Here is an 18,661-nt window from a genome sequence, read left to right as displayed (position 1 = left end):
CGCCGGACCGGTCGTCCTCCTACCCACCCACGCCCCGGCCGAGCGCCGCCATCGCCGCGCGCGCCTGCCCGTCCGGGTCGTCCCCGATCGGCCGCAGCACCACGGTCGACGCGCCCGCCTCGCGCAGCGCAGCGACCCGCACCGGGATCCCCTCGGCCGGCCCGAACAGGCCGAACACCTCCGCCGGCGGCACGCCCAGCCACGCGGCCTGCCCGGCGACGACCTCGCGCACCGCGGCCACTGCCCGTTCCGGATCGTCGTCCACGTGCAGGAACGCGAACACGATCAGCTCGTGCCCCGGCCGGTCACCCGCGGCGCGCCCGCGCCCGATGTGCCCGAGCGACGCCGCGACCTCGGCCGGGCCCGCGCCCTCGGCCAGGATCGTCCCGTCCGCGACCCGCCCCGACAGCTCCAGCGACCGCGGCCGCACCACTCCCGTGACGATCGGCGGCACCTCGGCCGGCGGGTGCACCAGCCGCAACCCGTCGACGGTCACCTCCCGCCCGTGCAGCACCACCTCGTCGCCGCCGAGCAGCCCGCGGGCCGCCACGATCGTCTCCTCGAGCAGCGCCAGCTTCCGCGGCGTCTCGGCGCCCACCTTGCGCATCCATTCCGGTACGCCGTGTCCCACACCCGCCACCAGCCGCCCGGGATGCACCCGGGCCAGGTTGCCCACCTCCATGGCGAGCAGCGCCGCGTTGCGCAGTGCCACCGGCGCGATCCCCAGCCCGACCCGCAGCCGCTCGGTGGCCGCCAGCGCCAGCGCCGCCGAGCTGATCGACCCGGTCCACCCGAGGTCCTCGACCACCCACAGATCGTCGGCGCCCATCGCCTCGAGCTCCGCGGCGAACCCGGTCAGCTCCTCGGGCGGCCGCCCCCGGTCGAACATGAAACCTATGCGCACGGGTGAACCCTAGCGGCCTCGCCGGCTCGGATACATGAAGTGGGCCGACCCTGGGTAGTGGCACAGATGTTCGACGACGGCGAGGAGGACGCGATGGCTGACGTCACCACGGGCAACCCCGTGAAGGACCCGGACGACTGGTCGACCGGCGACGAACCGGCGACCGGCGCGCAGGAGTCGTACCTGCACACGCTGGCCACCGAGGCCGGGGAGCCGGCCCCCGAGGGACTGACCAAGGCCGAGGCCTCCCGCAAGATCGACGACTTGCAGGAGCGGACCGGCCGCGGCCGATGATCGGTTGACAGCCCCGGGAGCCTTTGACAGGCTCTCGGGGCACTCCCGCGCAGCGGGCGCGGGGTTTCGCATGAGGGAATGACGCCTGTGATCCGGGTTGGCCGAGCGGCCGCCTGACGCCTACGGCATTCGGCGGTCCGACGTTCTTGTCGTTCTGATCGTCCATTCTCTCATTCCCCGAGGTAATCACTTTGTCTGTGGATGCCCGCATCCAGAATTCCGTCGTCGCCAACCTTTCCGGCCGTCCCGCGCCGATCCATTCCGGCCCGTTTGTCCTCGGCATCGACCTCGGCACCGACAGCCCCGGAATCAACTACGCCACCCCCATTCCCGGCCAGCCCCTTTCCGCCGCCGGCGTCGCGGCAATGGTGGCCGCTTTCCGGGCGCAAAATCGCCAGCCCCGGCTCGAGTACGTGGTGAGCACCGCCCCCGGACTGGAGGCCCTGCTCCTCGCGGCCGGCTTCGAGGTCGAGGAGCGCCACGATTACCTGACCTGCAGTCCCGAGACCCTGTCGATCCCGCCCACGCCCGACGGCTTCGCTCTCCGGGCGCCCAGCACCGACGCGGATCGCGCCGCCATGATCGCCGCCCAGCACCTGGGCTTCGCCGGCGTGGCCGAGGCCGCGCCGGACCAGGTGGCCCGGATGTCCCGCCTGCAATCCCGGGGCGGCATCGCGGTCATGGCGGTGGAGACCGCGACCGGCGGGTGCGCCGGCGGAGGCCAGGCCGTCCCGCCCCACGACGGCGTCAGCGAGGTGGCCGGCATCGCGGTACCCAGCGCATACCGTCGCCGGGGCCTGGCCGCCGCCGTCACCGCCGACATCACCGCCCGCCTGTTCGCCGCCAAGGCGGAGATCGCCTGGCTCGAGGCCTCCGGCCCGGACTCCGGGCGCATCTACGAGCGGATCGGCTACCGCCCGGCGGGCAAGCGCCTGTACATCTCGCAGCCGTGACAACCCGGGCGGTCATCCGGGCGGCACGGCGCCGGGGGCGGCGATAGGCTGTCGAGCATGTCTGACGGTGAGGACGAGCAGCAGGACGAGCAGCCCGAGGAGTTTCTCAACCGGGCGGCCCGGCGGGCGGCCAAGCACAAGAAGCACGCGCACGGTGTCGCGACCGCGCAGACCTCCGACCAGCCGCACGGGCGCGGCACGGTGGCGGTCAAGCGGCAGCAGTTCGGCAACCGCCGCACGGGCGGCTGAGCCACGCCCGTCACGACGGCGGGATGCACGCCCGTCACAATGGCGGGATGGTTGTTCTTCAGGTGGCCGGCGCGGACGATCCGCGGATCGGTGACTATCGCGCGCTGACCGACCTGGAGCTGCGGACTCGGTGGGAGCCACCCAACGGGCTGTTCATCGCCGAGGGCGAGCTGGTCATCCGGCGCGCGCTGCGCGCCGGATACCGGCTCCGGTCGGTTCTGGTGGACGAGAAAAGGGTCGACCAGTTCGGCGATCTGCCCGAGCAGGCGCAGATCTACGCGGCGTCGCCGGCCGTGCTCGAGTCGATCACCGGGTTCCACGTGCACCGCGGCGTCCTCGCGTCGTTCCACCGGCGCGAGCTGCCCTCGCTCGAGGCGCTGCTGGCAACGGCCACCCGGCTCGCCGTGCTCGAAGGATTGAACACCCACACCAATCTCGGGGCGCTGTTCCGGTCGGCAGCGGCGCTCGGGATCGACGCGGTGGTGCTGTCGCCGAACTGCGCGGATCCGCTCTACCGGCGCGCGGTGCGGGTGAGCATGGGCGAGGTCTTCGCGATCCCGTACGTGAAGGTCGAGGACTGGCCCGGGGCGCTCAAGACGATTTCGGCGTCGGGATTCCGGCTGCTGGCGCTGACCCCCGGGGCGGATTCGGTGTCGCTGCGGGAGCTGAGCGCCGAGGATCGGGCGCGGCCGGCGCTGATGCTCGGGGCCGAGGGGCCGGGGCTGACGCGTACGGCGTTGTCGGCCAGCGATGTGCGGGTCAGCATTCCGATGCGCAACGGGGTGGACTCGCTGAACGTCGCCACGGCGGCGGCGATCGCTTTCTGGGAGCTCTGCCGCTGAATTCCTTCGCGACCGAGTTGTGAGGTCTTTCCCGCACGACCGTGGATCGATAGCCTGTCGCCGGGTTGCGAGCTTTCCGCGGGATGAGGGCAAATGCACGAGAAATCCGGCAATACGCGTCTTCTCCCCTGGGTCCCCACCATCGTCGGCGTCCTCGCGCTCATCGGATTCACCGCCGTCACGATCGGCCGGCTCGCTCCGGGCCATTCGGCGCCGCGAACTCTGCCACCGCCGGAGCCGGCGTTCACCCTTCCCGGGACGATTTCCGGGCCGCCCGCACCGGTCAGCCTCGTCCCGGCCTCCTCCGCCACGTCACCGGCGGGGCCGGCCGTGCCGGCCGAGGCCGCCGAGGTGACCCGCGCGACGACCAGGGCGACCGCCTCCGCCCCGGCGGTCATCCGGCCCCCGGCCCGGCCGACGGCCGCGCCCGCTTCCGTGACCGGCGAGTACCGGATCCTCGACTCCTTCGACGACAGCTTCATCGGCCAGGTGCTGGTCATCAACCGCACGAGCCGGCCGCAGGATTGGGTGGTCACGTTGACCTATCCCGGAAACCTGCGCACCTCCTGGCTCGAGTCGCTGCCGCAGCCGACCCTGGTGCGGCGCGGCCAGACCTACACCTGGACCTCTTCGGTGCCGCTCGCCGCCGGGGCGAACGGCCAGCTGCGGTTCCACTTCGACCGGGCGGGCGGCCCGGACACACCGAGTTCCTGCGCGGTAAACGGATCGAACTGCGCGTGATCCATCGTCAGCGTCCCGGGCGGATCAGGCGTCCCTTGCGGGTCTGCGGGACGAGTTGGCCCGCGACCAGGGCGGCCAGCGCCAGCGCGAAGCCCGCCAGCTGCGGCGCCGTCAGGGTCTGGTCCAGCAGGACCACGCCCGCCACCGCCGCCACCAACGGTGAGAGCAGCCCGAGCAGTGCCGTTGCCGTCACCGGGAGCACGCGCAGCCCGGCAAACCACAGCGTGTAGGCGAGCAGCCCGCCGATCAGGCCCAGCCACAGGTAGCCGCCGACCGCCGGGGCGTCGATGTGCGCGGGGATGCCCTCGGTGAGCGCCACCGGGAACAGCAGGACCAGCCCGCCGGCGGTCAGCTGCCAACCGGCGAAGGCCATCGGCCGCACGCCCTCGGGCCGTCCCCACCGCTTGGTCAGCGTGACGCCGAGCCCCATGGCGGCAGCGCCGGCCAGCCCGGCCGCGATGCCGGTGGCGTCGAGGGCGGCGTTCGGGCCGAGAACCACCAGGCCGACGCCGGCCACGCCCACCAGGCCCCAGGCCAGCCGCCAGGCCGAGAGCCGCTCGCCGAGGATCACCACCGCCAGGAAGGCGACGATGATGGGCTGGGTCGCGCCGAGCGTGGCGGCCACGCCGCCGGGGAGCCGCTCGGCCGCGAGGAACAGCAGCGGGAAGAACGCGCCGATGTTGAGCGCGCCGAGGACCAGGGCGCGGAGCCACCAGATGCCGCGCGGCAGCTGACGGGTGATCGCCAGCGCGAGCAGTCCGGCCGGCAGCGCGCGCATCAGGCCGGCGAACAGCGGATGCCCCGCGGGCAACAACTCGGTGGTGACGACGTAGGTGGTGCCCCAGACGGCCGGGGCGAAGGCGGTGACGGCAGTGGCGGCCACTCGCCCGCCGGCGGCGGGCGGTATCTGGGTCGAGGGAGTCGCGGGAGAAGCCGTGATGGTCATGCCTTCAGACTCGGCCTCATCCATTGATGAGTCCAACACATACTTTTCAGGACAGCGATCTCGTATCAAGATAGATCGGTGGAACTGCAGCAGATGCGCTACGTCCTGGCCGTCGCGGCCACCGGCAACTTCACCCGGGCGGCCAAGCAATGCCTGGTCGTGCAGTCGGCGCTCAGCCACCAGATCGCGGCGCTGGAACGCGAGCTCGGCGCCAAGCTCTTCGCTCGCACCAGCCGGCGGGTCGCGCTCACCCCGGCGGGCGAGGCGTTCCTGCCCGCCGCCCGGGCCTGTCTCGAGGCTGCCGACCGGGCCGCCGCCGACGCCGCGGCCGCCACCGGCGAGATCCGCGGCCGCCTGACCGTCGGCATCATCCCCACCGTGACCGGCATCGACCTGCCGTCGGTCCTGCACGACTTCCTGCGCGCGCACCCGAGGGTGCGGATCGCCCTGCGCTCGGCCGGCAGCGACGACCTGGCCGCCGGCATCCGCGCGGGCGAGGTCGACGTGGCCGTCCTAGGCCTGCCCGAGTCGGTCAAGCCGCGCGGCGTCCGCTATCGGGTCCTGAACCGCGATCATCACGTGGCCGTTCTCGCCCCCGATCACCCGCTGGCCGGCCACCGCCGGGTGGACCTCGCCACCCTTGCCCAAGAGCCCTTCGCCGACTTCCCCGCCGGCACGCCCGGCCGCGCCCAGAGCGACCTCGCCTTCGCCGCGGCCGCGCTGACCCGCGACGTCGCCTTCGAGGCCATGTCCACCGACCTGATGATCGGCCTGATCCGCCGCTCCCTGGCCGTCGCCCTGCTGCCCTCCCGCTTCGTGGCGGGCCTGCCCGGCCTGGTCACGATCCCGGTCACCGACGGACCCGCCCGCGTCGAATACCTGGCCTGGAGCGACTTCAACCCCACCCCGGCAGCCACGGCTTTCCTCGAGACCGCCGGCCACCCCGCCCCCTGACACCACCCGGCCGGGGCGCGGACAGCCGGCCGGGGCGCGCTCTCCAGGTCACGCCGCGGGCCCATGCCGGTGACGGTCGGACAGGCCGGGCCGGACACGCCGGAGCCGAGCATGTGGCGACCGGACACGTCTCAGGGCACGCGGTCAATCCACCCGGTACGTCAGGTGGGTTGCGTGGCCCGACGCCCGGACGTGGATCTGCCGCAGCGCCCGCGGCGCGGCCCCGGCGAAGAGCGGCACCCCGTCACCCAGCAGCACCGGCGCGAGGTGCAGCCGCAGCTCGTCGACCAGGCCGGCCTCGATCGCCCGGCGGACCGTCTCGCCGCCGCCCATGACGACGACGTCGCGGTCGTCGGCGACGGCGATGCCCTTGGCGACCGCGCTCGCGATGCCGTCGACCACGAAGGTCACCCGGTCGGCCAGGCGCACCTTGTCGGGCGGGGTGCGGGTCACGACCAGGACCGGCGGCTCGGCCGCCAGGCCGGCGCCATAGCCCATCTTGTCGTTCCACCCGTCGGGCGCGTCGACGATGTCGAACAGGCGGCGGCCCATGACGACCACGCCCGTGGCGGCGACCGTCTCCTCGAGAACGGCCCGGTCGACGGCGTCGGGCTGGAGCGCCCAGGTGTGCAGACCCTCGCCGCCGCGACCGAGGCCCATGCCGGGACCGACATCGGGGCCGGTGACGAAGCCGTCCAGCGACACCGAGATGTCGGCGACCACCTTGGCCATGATCGCTCCTTTCCGCGGCGGCACGCGAACGGTGCCGCCCTTCGGAGCATGCCACCCGGGCACGACACCCGCCGAGGACGAGGCATGCCACCCGGGTACGACACCCGCCGAGGACGAGGCATGCCACCCAGGCACGACCCGAGGACGAGCCGGAGCGGCGTCAGGCGCGCGGGATCAGGCGGCCGCCCGTCCACGCGAGCCCGGTACCGGCCGCGAGCAGCAGCAACGCCCCGACCGTCGGCAAGGGCCGGCCGGCGTACGAGCCGGCTCCCATCGCGGCGGCCGCCAGCATCAGCAGGATGCCGTCGGCGGGGTTGACCAGCCGGGAGCGGAAGACCGCCCAGCCCAGCAGGAGCCAGCCCGCGCCGGTCACGGCGGCGGCGACCACGCCGGCCACCTCGAGCTGACCGGCGGTCAGCGGGGCGCCCTCGGCCGCGACGCCCGGCGGCAGGGCGGCCAGCGGCAGCGTGAGCATCGCGCCGGCCAGGCCGGTCAGGAGGCCGGCCAGGGCGGAACGGCGGGTTCGGGTGGCGGCCAGGAGTGCGGCCAGGGCGATCATCGCGATGGTGGCGAGCCAGTCGGCGGCCAGGCTCACGGCCAGCGGGCCGGGCGGGGTGTCGATGCCGAGGGTCAGCCAGCCGTCGAGGACCGCGGCGGCGGGGAGCGACCAGAGGGCCAGCCGGGCGTACCGCCGGACCGACCAGATCCAGACCGCTTCTCGTACCGGAAGAAGGTGGTCCTGGTCCGCCGCGCCGGCGGCCGGGCGAGCGCCGCCGACCCACGCCGGAGAGACCCGCAGTGGCCTCCCGCTCGCCGTGTGGTGATGGCTGCTGCTCATGGCTCCGCCTCGCCTGGGCTCAAGCCGAGCGGCCCGGGGGCAACCGGTCGGGATCCTGCGCCAGAGCATTCCAAAAGGCCGCCGGGCGCGCAGGCGTTTCCGGGAAAGTCGCACACCGTCAGCGTCCGATTTGTCCTATCGTCACGCACAGTGATGCCACGACGGTTGACGCGACGCCGCCGGGAGGGCCCGGTCGGGCCGGGCCGACACCGGGCGGGTGAACCGGGTCGACGGATTTCGAATTTCTTCCCAAGGGCCACGAGCTGCCGAAACACCGCCCACCGAGGGGGATCGGGGCGGGGCGTCGGCAATTCGCGTTGAACCCCGTCGCCGGTGGGCTCCGTACTGGGACCCGACCGACCACATCGACATCCACGAACGAGGAGTGATGATGAGATCGCGTGCGTACCGGAGGAACCAGAGCCCCAACCGGCGGAAGGTGATAGGCGCCGTGGTCGTCGGGGGCGTTCTCGCGGCGGCCGGACTGGCCAGTGTTCAGCTCGCAAACGCCAGCACCACCCCCAAGGCCGCCGATGTGATCTCGGTCGAGGGACAGCAGTTCGACGTGTCGCGGTGCGCGGCTCTGGAGATCGCCGGCGGCGACGTGATCTGCGACGGCGAGAAGCTCGCGCCGCAGCAGGAGCAGGGCGCCGACGAGGCCGCCCTCGCCTCGGCCCAGGCGCTCGAGGCGGCCTGCGACACCTTCGCGGCGGACGCGGCCGCGGCCGAGGACCAGCAGGGCGCCGAGGACCAGCAAGGTGCCGAGGACCAGGGCGCCGGCCAGGAGGGCAAGGGCCAAGAGGGCAAGGGCCAGGCCGGCAAGGGCCAGAAGGCCGCAGCGGCGGCGAAGGCCAAGGCCAAGAACAAGAAGCTGGCCGCGAAGTGGGCCAAGGCCATGAAGGCCGCCAACGATCAAGCGGCCGAGGACGAGCAGGCCGGCCAGGGCGAGCAGGGCGCGGACCAGAACGCCGCGGCCGCCGCGGCCGTGGCCTCGGCGCAGAAGGCCCTCCTGACGACATGCCTGGCACTGGCCGACGCCAAGGCCGCCGCCGGCATCGCCGGCGCGGGCGACCAGGGCGCCGGCGACGAGGGCGCGGGCGAGGCAGGCGCCGACGACCAGACCGCCGAGCCCAGCGCCGCACCGGGCGAGGCCACCAAGGCCAGGAAGTAAGCGCGATCGAACAAAGAACGGCCGGCCCGGAGAAACCCGGGCCGGCCGTTTGTCTACCGCGTCAGGCGCGTTCCTGCTGCGCCACGCCGTTGTAGTCGGCCCCGCCAAGAGCCGCCGACGGCGGGATCGGCTCGGGCGCCGGCAGCGCCGCCGTACGATCGGGATCCGCCGAGACCTGGGCCTCCGCCACCCGGACCTGCTCGTCCACCTGGGCCGCGGCATCCGCGGCCGCCTGCGCCGCGGCCTCCGCCTCGCGCTCGACGGACGCCGCGTCCACCCGCTGGGAGGGCACGTCGCCGGCCATGTTGGCCAGCCCGCCGAGAGCGCCGCCGAGGCCTTCGAGCGCCTTGGACAGCTCGGTCGGCACGATCCACACCTTGTTGGCCGACCCGTTCGCGATCTGCGGCAGCGCCTGGAGGTACTGGTACGCCAGCACCTTCTGCGACGGGTTGGCCTGGTGGACCGCGTCGAACACCGTACGGATCGCCTTGGCCTGGCCCTCCGCCTGCAGGATGCGGGACTGCCGGTCACCGTCGGCGCGCAGCACCGCGGCCTGCTTCTCACCCTCGGCCGTGAGGATCTGGGCCTGCTTGTGGCCCTCGGCGTTGAGGATGGTGGCCCGGCGCTCCCGCTCCGCCCGCATCTGCTTCTCCATCGAGTCGCGGATCGAAGGCGGCGGCTCGATCGCCTTGATCTCCACTCGGGTGACCTTGATGCCCCAGCGGCCGGTGGTCTCGTCGAGCACCGTGGAGAGGTGCCGGTTGATCTCCTCGCGGCTGGTCAGCGCTCGCTCCAGGTCGAGGGAGCCGATCACGTTACGCAGCGTCGTGACCGTGAGCTGCTCGATCGCCTGCAGGAAGTTGGAGATCTCGTACGTGGCGCGAACCGGGTCGACCACCTTGAAGTAGAGAACCGTGTCGATCGACACGACCAGGTTGTCGGAGGTGATGACGGGCTGCGGCGGGAACGAGACGACCTGCTCGCGCATGTCCACCTTGCTGCGCACCGCGTCGACGAACGGGACCAGGACGTTCAGCCCCGGGGTCAGGGTGCGCTTGTACTTGCCCAGGCGCTCCACCACGTCCATCCGCTGCTGCGGAACGATGCGGATGGACCGGAGAAGCGTGACGATGGCAAATACCACGATCACCGCGACTAGTACACCGATCACTGCTTCCATGGCGCCTCTCTATATGTTGGGCAAATCGTCGCGCCACACGATCGCGGTGGCGCCATCGACCTTGACGACCCGGACTCGTTCGCCCGGGAGGTATTTCTCAGTGCCGTCGAAGGAGCGGGCCTGCCAGATCTCGCCCTCGAGCTTGATCATGCCGTGCCCGCCATCGACCTCCTCGATCACCTCACCGTGCCGGCCCTCCATCGCCTCGATGCCGAACGGCGTCTCGCCGGTCTCGAGGGCGGGCCGGGCGTGGCGCAGAATGATGGGGCGTAGTGCGCCGACGGACAGCCCGGAGAACAGGGCGAACACGATGACCTGCACGAGGAGCGGAGCGCCGAGCGCGGCCGCGCCGGCCGCGGCGAGGGCGCCCACCGAGAAGAAGATGATCAGAAGGGTGGCCGTGAAAGCCTCGGCGATCGCCAAGGCGATGCCGAGCACAATCCAGAGAATCGCTTCCACACCTCGATCGTGACACGCCCGCGCACAGACCGCGATGCCGCATCTCCGGCACGTGCCGAGCAGTTAATCAGAACAGTCATCATGTCGAGAGGGTCTACCGTGTCGCTGCTGCCGGAGACGGCCCGCCGGGTCGACGAGATCGCCGCCCGCGCGCAGGCCGGCGGGCGCGCGCCGTCGCTGGCGCTGGCCATCGTCCGCGACCGCGCGGTGTTGCACTTCGCGGGGGTCGGCGCGCACCCGGTGCCGGACGCGAAGACGCAGTACCGCATCGGGTCGATCACCAAGACGCTGACCGCCACCATGGTCATGCAGATGCGCGACGAGGGCTTCTTCGCCCTGGACGACCTGCTCTACCGCCACCTGCCCGGCACGCCGATCGGCGGGGTGACGCTGCGCCAGTTGCTCGGCCACGTCTCGGGCCTGCAGCGCGAGCCGGACGGCCCGTGGTGGGAGCGCAACACCGGCGGCGACGTCGACAAGCTGCTGGCCGACCTCGGGTACGACAAGCTGTCCGGCCCGCCGTTCCGCCGCTACCGCTATTCGAATCTCGCGTATGGCCTGCTGGGCGCGGTGCTGGCCCGGGTGACCGGCGAGTCCTGGGCGACGCTGGCCGCCAAGCGGGTGCTGGATCCGCTCGGGATGAAGCGGACGACGTACGCCCCGATGGAGCCGTTCGCCCGCGGCTATGTGGTGCATGCCCTGGACGGCAGCCTGCACGAGGAGCCGCGCCTGGACTCGGGCGCGATGGCGCCGGCCGGCCAGCTCTGGTCGACGGTCACCGACATGGCGAAGTGGGCCGCGTTCCTCACCGATCCGGCACCCACCGTGCTCCCCCGCGAGACCGTCGACGAGATGTGCGCGCCCGTCGTGATCAGCGACCTCGAGTCGTGGACCGGCGGCTACGGCCTCGGCCTGCAGCTCTTCCGCTCCGGCGAGCGGGTCTTCGTCGGCCACGGCGGCTCGATGCCCGGCTACGTCGCCCACCTGGCCGTGCATCGCCGCACCCGCCTCGGCGTGGTCGCCTTCGCCAACTCCTACGGCCTGCGCAACACCCACATCCGAGACGTCGCGCTGATGGCGCTGAATGCTGCTCTGGACGGTGAGCCCGAGACGCCGCAGCCGTGGCAGCCGCCCGCTCGGCCCACCGGCGAGGCCGCCGAACTGGCCGGCCGCTGGTGGTGGATGGGCCGCGAATACGAGATCAAAGCGGTCGGCGACGCGCTCGAGATGTCCGGTCCGAACCATTGGTCGCGTTTCACCCACGAGGCCCCCGACCGCTGGCGAGGCGCCGCCGGCGAGAACGAGGGCGAGATCCTCCGCCTCGTCCGCACCCCCGAGGGCGCCGTCGCCCACCTCGACATCGCCACGTTCATCTTCAGCCGAAACCCCTTCGATTTGGCATAAGACCCATTCACCATCAAAATCATTAATCGTACGATTTCACCACAGAACCACATGCACGCCCGGCGCGGTCGTCCGGCACGGCCGCACGCCGCCGCCGGGCCGGCGCGCCCGCACGCGCCCACACGGGCGCCCACCCGCCACACCCGCGCCCACCACACTCCCGCTGCCACCACACCGCGCCCACCACACTCCCGCGCCCATCACACTCCCGCGCCCATCACACTCCCGCGCCCCGGCTCCGGCCGCCGCCGCCTCTGAATCGGTCCCCGCGAATGGCCGTTCGCCCCTACGATGGGCCGCGTGATCGAGCGCCGCCGGTTCGCCTGGCTCCCCGTCGGTGTCGTCGCCGCCGCGGTCACCGTGCTGCTGCTGGTCACCGCCAACGGCTACGGCTACCACCGCGACGAGCTCTACTTCCGCATGCTCGGCATGCATCCACAGTGGGGTTACGTCGACCAGCCGCCGTTCACGCCGCTGATGGCGCGGGCCGGCATCGAGCTCTTCGGCGACCACGTCTGGGCCATGCGCGTCCCGGCCGCCGTCCTGCTCGGGCTCGCCGCCCTGATGGCGGCCGCGATCGCCCGCGAGGTCGGCGGCGGCGCGGTCGCGCAGACGCTCGCCGCGTCCGGGGCGCTCAGCGCGGTTCCGCTCTCCGGCGCCCACGTCAGCTCCACGGCCGACACCGATCTGCTGGTCTGGCTCGGGGTCATCTTCTTCGTCATCCGGGCCCTGCTGCACGACAATCCGCGGGCCTGGCTCGGCGCGGGGCTGGTCACCGGCCTCGGGCTCTACAACAAGCACCTGGTCCTGCTGCTCCTGCTCTGCCTCGGCGCGTCGCTGCTGCTGGCCGGCCCGCGCCGGGTGCTGCTCTCGCCGTGGTTGTGGGCAGGCGTGGGGCTGGCGGTGCTGATCGGCTTGCCCAACCTGATCTACCAGGTGGCCAACGACTTCCCGCAGGCCAAGATGGCCGAGGCGGTGGCGGAGAACAAGGGCGACGACTCCCGCACGCTGCTGCTTCCGCTTCAGCTGGTGCTGCTCGCCGTGCCGCCGATCTGGGTCGCCGGCATCGTCACGCTGCTGCGCGACCGCGAGCTGCGACGGATTCGCGCGCTGGCCGTCGCGTACCCGATGATGGTCCTTCTGGTTTTCGTGATCGCCGGTCAGCCGTACTACACGATGGGACTGCTGTACGGGCTGTTCGCGATCGGCGCCGTGCCGACCGAGCGCTGGGTGCGCGGACACCGGACGCGGCAGGTGTTCGTGGGCGCGTCGGTCGTGATTCTCACGGCGTTCGGCGTGGTCACCGCGCTGCCGCTGGTGCCGCCCAAGACCTTCGCCGGGCTCAACGAGACCATCGCCGACCAGGTCGGCTGGTCGGAATACGTGCGGCAGGTCGCCGCCGTCTACGCCACCCTGCCGCCGGACGAGCAGCGCAAGGCGGTGCTGTTCACCGGCAACTACGGCGAGGCCGGCGCGCTCGACCGCTACGGCGTGGGGCTGCCGCCGGTCTACAGCGGACAGAACGAGCTGCACCACTACGGCCCGCCGCCGGACGACAAGACCGTGGCGATCGTCGTCTTCCAGGCCCCGCCGACCGTCCTCGGCGGCACGTGCGAGGCCCGCGCGGCGTTGCACAACAGCGAGGGCGTGGAGAACGAGGAGCTCGAGGCCAAGGTGTACGTCTGCCACCTCGCCGAGCCGTGGCACACGCTGTGGCCGCGCGTGCAGCACTATGACTGACATGACCTTCGAAAGCGTCGCGCCGATCGTCCCGGTGCGCGATCTCGACGCCGCCATCGACCGCTACCGCCGGCTGGGGTTCGCCGTCCGCGCCTACGCCGGCCCGCAGCGATACGGCTTCGCCGACCGCGACGGCGTGTCGATCCACCTCAGCGAGCACCATCACGACCAGCACGACCACGAGCACCCGCACACGTCGGTCTACCTCTATGTCTCGGACGCCGACGCGGTGCGCCGGGAGTGGGACGGCGTCGAGGGACAGCTCTCCGAAGTGATGGACACCCCGTGGGGAATGCGGGAGTTCGCCTACGCCGACCCGGACGGCACTGTCTTCCGCGTCGGCCACCACCTGCCGCGCTGAAGCACCGACGGCGCGCCCTCGGGTCGGGACAGGCCGAGCGCCAAACCGCCGGTCACCACCGCGACGCCGAGCCAGACCAGCAGCGAGGGCAACGGGCCGCCGAGCGCCATCCCGGTCGCCGCGGCGGAGATCGGCGCGACCCCGGTGAGCAGGCCGGCCCGGGCCGCGCCGACCCGCTGGACGCAGGTGTACCAGAGGACGAAGGCCAACGCGGTCACCCCGACCGCCAGATAGGCGCCGGCCAGCAGGTCGGCGGTGGTCAGCCGCAGCACGGCACCCGGGCCCTCGTGGACCACGCCGGTCACCGCGAACAGCACGGCAGCCATCCAGGTCGAGTGCACCGACACGCCGAGCGGCCCGTGCCGCCGCAGCACCGGCACCGCGAGGAGGGTGAAGCCGGCCTCGCAGGCGAGCGTCACCACCGCCCAGAGCAGGCCGATCCCGTCGGCTCGGCCGAAGCCCTGCACCAGCGCGGCCCCGGCGGTCACCACCACGGCCGCGAGGACCGGGCGGGCCGCGGGCGCGTGCCCCTCCAGCATCGGGCCGAGCACGGCCAGCAGCACCGGCACGCAGGCCACCGCCACGCCCAGGACGGCCGGCTCGGCGTGCCGCGCCCCGAGCACGAGCGCCAGGTTGAAGACGAACATCCCGGTCACCACGACGCCGCCCAGCCAGAGCCACTCGGCGCCGCGCGGCCGGACCAGCCCGCGGGCGACCAGCCCGCGGGCGACCAGGCGGCGGGCCACCAGGCGGCGGGCCACCAGGCGGCGGGCCACCAGCGTGAGCAGCAGCGAGGCCACCGCATAGCGCAGGGCCTGGACGGTGAGCAGGGGCGTGCCGGCGAGCTCGCCGGAGACGGCGACGCTGCCGCCGACGAAGACCATGCCGGCGGCGCCGGCCAGGAGCGGTAAGGGTTTCACGCCACGTATGCTCCCGGCGGGTATGGTCCGGTTGAAGGGCCAATCCGGGCACTCAAAAGGAGGACCAATTTCCGACTTCCTCCAGCTGCGCGCCGACCAGGCGCCGGCCAAGGGCCTCACCGCCTGGCTGACGGCGGGCCTGCGGGACGCCATCGCCGCCCGTCGCCTGGCGGCCGGCGCCCGCCTGCCCGCGACCCGGGTGCTCGCCGCCGACCTCAGGATCTCGCGCGGGGTGGTGGTCGAGGCCTATCAGCGGCTGATCGACGAGGGCCTGGCGACCGGCCGCACCGGCGCCGGCACCACGGTCGCCGCCCTGGCCGGCGAGCCGGATGTCTCGTCGGACCGCCGGCGCACCCTCGACCAGCTCCGGCTTCCGCTGCCGCCGGCCGACGGCATCGACCTCTCCCCGGGCGTGCCGGATCTGTCGGCGTTTCCCCGGGCGCAGTGGCTGCGGGCCGAGAAGGCCGTGCTCGACGAGATCACCGGCGCGGATCTCGGCTACGGCGACCCGGGCGGCGCCCCCCGGCTGCGCGCGGAGCTGATCGGCTGGCTGCGGCGCACCCGCGGGGTGCGGGCGGACGCCGACGACATCGTGGTGGTGAGCGGCGTGGCGCAGGCCCTGGCGCTGCTGGCGCAGACGCTGCGAGCCGGCGGCGTGACCGCCGCCGCCGTCGAGGACCCGGGTTCGCGCGGGGCCCGGGATCAGATGGCCCATTGGGGCGTACGCCCGGCGCCGGTCCCGGTCGACGAGGAGGGCATCCGGGTCGACCGGATCACCCAGGAGGTGGCCGTCCTGACCCCGGCGCACCAGTTCCCGACCGGGGTGGTGCTGAGCCCCGCCCGCCGCCGCGCCCTGCTCGAGTGGGGCGGGCTGATCGTCGAGGACGACTACGACGCCGAGCACCGCTACGACCGGGCGCCGGTCGCGGCCCTGCAAGGATCGGCGCCCGAGCGCGTCGCGTACGCCGGAAGTGTCTCGAAGTCCCTCGCGCCCGGCATGCGTCTCGGCTGGATGATCGCCCCCCGCCGGCTGCAGCCGGCGCTGCTCGAGGCGAAGCACGACACCGACCTGGGCAACCCCGCGATCCCCCAGCTCGTGCTGGCCCGGCTGCTCGCGACCGGGGACTACGAACGGCACCTGCGGGCGGTCCGCTCCCGTCAGCGCCGCCGCCGGGACGCCCTGATCGCCGGGCTACGCCGGCACCTGCCGCACGCGCGGGTCACCGGGGTCGCGGCGGGCCTGCACCTGCTGATCCTGCTGGACGGCGACCACGACGACGCGGTGCTGGCCGAGCGGGCCGCCGCCAACGGCGTACGTGTGCAACCGCTCTCCTGGCACCGCCTGGAACCCGGACCGCCCGGCCTCGTGCTCGGCTACGCGGCGAATCCGCCGGACCGGCTGGCCGAGGCCGCGCAGCGGCTGGGCGCGGTGCTCAGCCCACGGTGACGAAGTCGATCAGGCGTTCCATCGAGTTGATCAGCGGCGTCTCGACGTCCTTGTAGCTGCTCACCTCGCGCAGGATGCGCCGCCACATGTCGGCCGGCTCGCGCACGCCGAACGCCTCGCAGACGCCCTCCTTCCAGTTGCGCCCGGGCGGGATGACCGGCCACTTCTTGATGCCCACCCGCTCGGGTCGCACCGCCTGCCAGATGTCGACGTACGGGTGACCGGTGATCAGCACGTTCGGGTCTGTCACGGCGGCGACGATGCGGCTCTCCTTGGAGCCCGGGACCAGGTGGTCGACGAGCACGCCGAGGCGGCGGTCCCTCGACGGCTGGAACGCCCGCACCGCGGCTTGAAGATCGTCGATGCCGTCCAGCGGCTCCACCACCACGCCCTCGATCCGCAGGTCGTCGCCCCAGATCCGCTCGACCAGCGCGGCGTCGTGGATGCCCTCGACCCAGATCCGGCTGGCCTTGGCGACCTGCGCCTTCACCCCGTCGAGGGCAATCGAGCCGGATGCGGTGATCTTGGTGGTCCGGGCCACCGCGGCGGCCGGCTTCCGCAGCGTGACCGGCTTCCCGTCGAGCAGGAACGCCGCCGGCGTCAGCGGGAAGTTGCGGCGCTTGCCGAACCGGTCCTCCAGCACCACCGCGCCCAGCTCGAAACCGACCACCGCGCCGCAGAACCCGGAGTCGGCGTCCTCCACCACCAGATCGGCTTCGGCGTCCACCTCGGGGACCACCTTCTTGCGGCGCCACTGACCCTTGAGCACGTCCTCCCCATACATGCAAGGCACCGTAACCCGTGCGTTGGGACACGCCCTTTCTGACGCTCCGGCCGAGACAACCTTCCCGATGGGCACGTACCCTTGCTCGCATGTCCCCCGCTGCAGATGCGGCCACCCGCACCGCGCGGCGCTCGACCCGGTTCGTGGCCTGGGTACGCGCCTGGCGCGCGGGCTTGGTGCCGTTCGACGAGCTGGCCGGTGAGATCGCCGCCGACGAGGAGCACCTCGTCGCCGACGCGCCCGGCACGTGGACCGACGTGCCTCTCCCCCAGGCCCTGCCCGTCTTCGCCAAGGTCCACCCCGACGACATCCGGCTGGTGCTGCCGGCGCCCGGCGACCCCCGCGGCCTGCCCGGCCCCGGCCAGCTCACCGGCGCCGCCATGCTGGCCGGCGAGGCCGTGATGACCCCCGACTTCGGCATCGTCCCCGAGCTCCGGCGGCACACGTCCGGCTCGGGCGTCGAGTTCGAGACGGTGCTCTGGCGCTTCTTCCCGGTGTCGGAATACAAACCGGTCTTCCAGATCGGCGCGGCCGAGGCCGAGGCCGAGCTGACCGCCGCGCTCGGCGAGGCCACCGCCCAGCTCACCAAGCTCGACGTGGCGCAGTGGAAACCCGAGCTGGCCGGCGCCCTGCAGGCGCTGCGCCGCCCGGAGAGCACGGCCACCCTGCCGGCCGGCTTCGACCCGCGTGCCCGGCGGCTGTTCGCCCGGGCCAGCGTGCTCGACCAGGTGCTCGCGCTGGCCGAGACCAACGCGCCCGGCGGCGCGATCAACGGGTACGAGGCGCAGCAACGCGACGCGGCGCTGCGGCCGCTCATGTCGGCCTGCCGCCAGGCGCTCGTGGCGGCCTGCAACTCGCCGCTGCATGCCTGACAAGTTCGCGCACTGCACCTTCTGCGGCGCCCGCTTCACTCCCGGCCAGCCGTGGCCGCGCCGCTGCGCCGCCTGCGGCGAGACGACATACCAGAATCCGAAGCCGGTCGCGGTCGCGGTGCAGCCGGTCGGCGCCGGCCTGCTGGTGGTGCGCCGCGGCATCCCGCCCGCCCTGGACCGGCTCGCGCTGCCCGGCGGCTACATCGATGTCGGCGAGTCCTGGCAGGCGGCCGCGTCCCGCGAGCTGTTCGAGGAGGTCGGCCTCGAGACCGACCCCGCCGCGGTACGCCATTTCGACACCGTCAGCGCGCCCGACGGCACCCTGCTGGTCTTCGGACTGTTCCCCGGCGTGCCGTCCGTCCCGCCCTCGGCGCCGAACGACGAGACCCTCGGCTGGGAGATCCTCTACGGCCCCACCGAGCTCGGCTTCAGCATCCACACCGCGATCGCGACCCGGTTCTTCACACCAGCTCGACGGCCAGTTTGACCACGTCGCCCGGCTCGATCGACTGCGCCTTTCGCACCGCCCTCTTGACCGGCAGCACGTAGGCGCCACTCTTGCTGTCCGGAAAGATCGACGTACGCCACGTGGTCAGCCCCACGGTCACCTCGACCCGCACCGACCCGAAGCCGCGCCGCTGCCCGCCGGTCAGCTCCCGAATCTCGTCCGACGCGTCGATCGGCAGGCTCACGAACGTCCAGCTGTCGTCCCGCCGCGCCTCCCACAGCCACAGCTCAGCCTCGAATTCCACCCGCACGCGCTCCAGAATCGCACCCGCCGAACGCGGTTACCAGAGCGCGGCGCGGCGCGGCGCGGCGCGGCGCGGCGCGGCGCGGCGCGGCGCGGCGTAGCGCGGCGCGGCGTTGCGC

22 protein-coding genes are annotated in these 18,661 nt (G+C 72.9%); 13 read left to right on the top strand and 9 right to left on the bottom strand.

Annotated features, from left to right (window positions below):
- Positions 1–19 precede the first annotated feature (19 nt).
- Positions 20–904, bottom strand: coding sequence for an LLM class flavin-dependent oxidoreductase (locus ACFQS1_RS20085; protein WP_378970450.1), 885 nt, complete (start codon positions 902–904; stop codon positions 20–22).
- A 66-nt stretch (positions 905–970) separates the two neighbouring features.
- Here ACFQS1_RS20085 and ACFQS1_RS20080 point away from each other — a divergent pair, with 66 nt between their 5' ends.
- The 5 genes from ACFQS1_RS20080 (at position 971) to ACFQS1_RS20060 (ending at position 3,983) form a co-directional block, all read left to right on the top strand.
- On the top strand, positions 971–1,198 hold the full coding sequence (locus ACFQS1_RS20080) for a DUF3072 domain-containing protein (RefSeq protein WP_378970777.1): 228 nt from the start codon (positions 971–973) through the stop codon (positions 1,196–1,198).
- 197 nt (positions 1,199–1,395) lie between these two features.
- A complete protein-coding gene (locus ACFQS1_RS20075) occupies positions 1,396–2,151 on the top strand; it encodes a GNAT family N-acetyltransferase (protein ID WP_378970447.1) in 756 nt (251 codons plus the stop codon).
- Between the two features lie 57 nt (positions 2,152–2,208).
- Positions 2,209–2,400 (top strand): hypothetical protein, encoded by a 192-nt coding sequence (locus ACFQS1_RS20070; RefSeq protein WP_378970445.1) that lies wholly within the window; start codon positions 2,209–2,211, stop codon positions 2,398–2,400.
- A 47-nt stretch (positions 2,401–2,447) separates the two neighbouring features.
- Positions 2,448–3,242 (top strand): TrmH family RNA methyltransferase, encoded by a 795-nt coding sequence (locus ACFQS1_RS20065; RefSeq protein WP_378970443.1) that lies wholly within the window; start codon positions 2,448–2,450, stop codon positions 3,240–3,242.
- A gap of 93 nt (positions 3,243–3,335) precedes the next feature.
- Entirely contained in the window at positions 3,336–3,983 is a 648-nt protein-coding gene (locus ACFQS1_RS20060) for a cellulose binding domain-containing protein (protein WP_378970440.1), read from the top strand.
- A 7-nt stretch (positions 3,984–3,990) separates the two neighbouring features.
- Here ACFQS1_RS20060 and ACFQS1_RS20055 read toward each other — a convergent pair whose 3' ends face one another.
- Positions 3,991–4,929, bottom strand: a complete 939-nt coding sequence (locus ACFQS1_RS20055; protein WP_378970438.1) for an EamA family transporter — start codon at positions 4,927–4,929, stop codon at positions 3,991–3,993.
- A gap of 78 nt (positions 4,930–5,007) precedes the next feature.
- Between ACFQS1_RS20055 and ACFQS1_RS20050 the strand changes: the two genes are divergently transcribed.
- Entirely contained in the window at positions 5,008–5,883 is an 876-nt protein-coding gene (locus tag ACFQS1_RS20050) for a LysR family transcriptional regulator (RefSeq protein ID WP_378970436.1), read from the top strand.
- A gap of 144 nt (positions 5,884–6,027) precedes the next feature.
- On the opposite strand, the gene ACFQS1_RS20045 is transcribed toward ACFQS1_RS20050, so the two are convergent.
- Both ACFQS1_RS20045 and ACFQS1_RS20040 read right to left on the bottom strand, forming a co-directional pair.
- Positions 6,028–6,615: a dihydrofolate reductase family protein gene (locus ACFQS1_RS20045; RefSeq protein WP_378970433.1), complete on the bottom strand. Its 588-nt coding sequence runs from the start codon at positions 6,613–6,615 to the stop codon at positions 6,028–6,030.
- Positions 6,616–6,775: 160 nt separating this feature from the next.
- Positions 6,776–7,453: a hypothetical protein gene (locus tag ACFQS1_RS20040; protein WP_378970431.1), complete on the bottom strand. Its 678-nt coding sequence runs from the start codon at positions 7,451–7,453 to the stop codon at positions 6,776–6,778.
- 451 nt (positions 7,454–7,904) lie between these two features.
- Here ACFQS1_RS20040 and ACFQS1_RS20035 point away from each other — a divergent pair, with 451 nt between their 5' ends.
- Positions 7,905–8,624 (top strand): hypothetical protein, encoded by a 720-nt coding sequence (locus ACFQS1_RS20035; RefSeq protein WP_378970429.1) that lies wholly within the window; start codon positions 7,905–7,907, stop codon positions 8,622–8,624.
- Between the two features lie 61 nt (positions 8,625–8,685).
- Here ACFQS1_RS20035 and ACFQS1_RS20030 read toward each other — a convergent pair whose 3' ends face one another.
- Together ACFQS1_RS20030 and ACFQS1_RS20025 are read right to left on the bottom strand one after the other, a co-directional pair.
- Positions 8,686–9,804, bottom strand: a complete 1,119-nt coding sequence (locus tag ACFQS1_RS20030; RefSeq protein WP_378970427.1) for an SPFH domain-containing protein — start codon at positions 9,802–9,804, stop codon at positions 8,686–8,688.
- 9 nt (positions 9,805–9,813) lie between these two features.
- A complete protein-coding gene (locus tag ACFQS1_RS20025) occupies positions 9,814–10,263 on the bottom strand; it encodes an NfeD family protein (RefSeq protein WP_378970425.1) in 450 nt (149 codons plus the stop codon).
- 99 nt (positions 10,264–10,362) lie between these two features.
- On the opposite strand from ACFQS1_RS20025, the gene ACFQS1_RS20020 reads away from it, so the two are divergent.
- From ACFQS1_RS20020 to ACFQS1_RS20010, 3 genes are all read left to right on the top strand, one after another.
- Positions 10,363–11,667 carry a serine hydrolase domain-containing protein gene (locus tag ACFQS1_RS20020; RefSeq protein ID WP_378970422.1) on the top strand — a complete coding sequence of 435 codons (1,305 nt, stop codon included), beginning with the start codon at positions 10,363–10,365 and terminating at the stop codon, positions 11,665–11,667.
- Between the two features lie 300 nt (positions 11,668–11,967).
- Entirely contained in the window at positions 11,968–13,407 is a 1,440-nt protein-coding gene (locus ACFQS1_RS20015) for a glycosyltransferase family 39 protein (protein ID WP_378970419.1), read from the top strand.
- A gap of 1 nt (position 13,408) precedes the next feature.
- Entirely contained in the window at positions 13,409–13,768 is a 360-nt protein-coding gene (locus ACFQS1_RS20010; RefSeq protein WP_378970416.1) for a VOC family protein, read from the top strand.
- Here ACFQS1_RS20010 and ACFQS1_RS20005 read toward each other — a convergent pair.
- The gene (locus tag ACFQS1_RS20005) at positions 13,714–14,688 is read right to left on the bottom strand and encodes a DMT family transporter (protein WP_378970413.1); all 975 of its coding nucleotides are present in this window, start codon (positions 14,686–14,688) and stop codon (positions 13,714–13,716) included. The two genes, ACFQS1_RS20010 and ACFQS1_RS20005, sit on opposite strands and share 55 nt — an antisense overlap.
- Before the next feature lie 22 nt (positions 14,689–14,710).
- Between ACFQS1_RS20005 and pdxR the strand changes: the two genes are divergently transcribed.
- A complete protein-coding gene (pdxR, locus tag ACFQS1_RS20000) occupies positions 14,711–16,135 on the top strand; it encodes a MocR-like pyridoxine biosynthesis transcription factor PdxR (RefSeq protein WP_378970411.1) in 1,425 nt (474 codons plus the stop codon).
- Here the strand turns inward: pdxR and ACFQS1_RS19995 are convergent.
- Positions 16,122–16,919 carry a DUF3097 domain-containing protein gene (locus ACFQS1_RS19995; protein WP_378970408.1) on the bottom strand — a complete coding sequence of 266 codons (798 nt, stop codon included), beginning with the start codon at positions 16,917–16,919 and terminating at the stop codon, positions 16,122–16,124. The genes pdxR and ACFQS1_RS19995 overlap by 14 nt on opposite strands.
- 89 nt (positions 16,920–17,008) lie before the next feature.
- Between ACFQS1_RS19995 and ACFQS1_RS19990 the strand changes: the two genes are divergently transcribed.
- Both ACFQS1_RS19990 and ACFQS1_RS19985 read left to right on the top strand, forming a co-directional pair.
- The gene (locus ACFQS1_RS19990) at positions 17,009–17,791 is read left to right on the top strand and encodes a hypothetical protein (protein WP_378970406.1); all 783 of its coding nucleotides are present in this window, start codon (positions 17,009–17,011) and stop codon (positions 17,789–17,791) included.
- Positions 17,784–18,278, top strand: a complete 495-nt coding sequence (locus tag ACFQS1_RS19985) for an NUDIX domain-containing protein (protein ID WP_378970403.1) — start codon at positions 17,784–17,786, stop codon at positions 18,276–18,278. The genes ACFQS1_RS19990 and ACFQS1_RS19985 overlap by 8 nt, the downstream gene beginning before the upstream one ends.
- On the opposite strand, the gene ACFQS1_RS19980 is transcribed toward ACFQS1_RS19985, so the two are convergent.
- On the bottom strand, positions 18,253–18,549 hold the full coding sequence (locus ACFQS1_RS19980) for a DUF1905 domain-containing protein (protein WP_378970401.1): 297 nt from the start codon (positions 18,547–18,549) through the stop codon (positions 18,253–18,255). The two genes, ACFQS1_RS19985 and ACFQS1_RS19980, sit on opposite strands and share 26 nt — an antisense overlap.
- Positions 18,550–18,661 lie beyond the last annotated feature (112 nt).

The sequence above is a fragment of the Paractinoplanes rhizophilus genome, from assembly GCF_042664765.1.
Lineage (GTDB): Bacteria > Actinomycetota > Actinomycetes > Mycobacteriales > Micromonosporaceae > Actinoplanes > Actinoplanes rhizophilus.
Note: the sequence above shows the minus strand (reverse complement) of the source record. Positions and strands in the feature narration are given on the sequence as shown.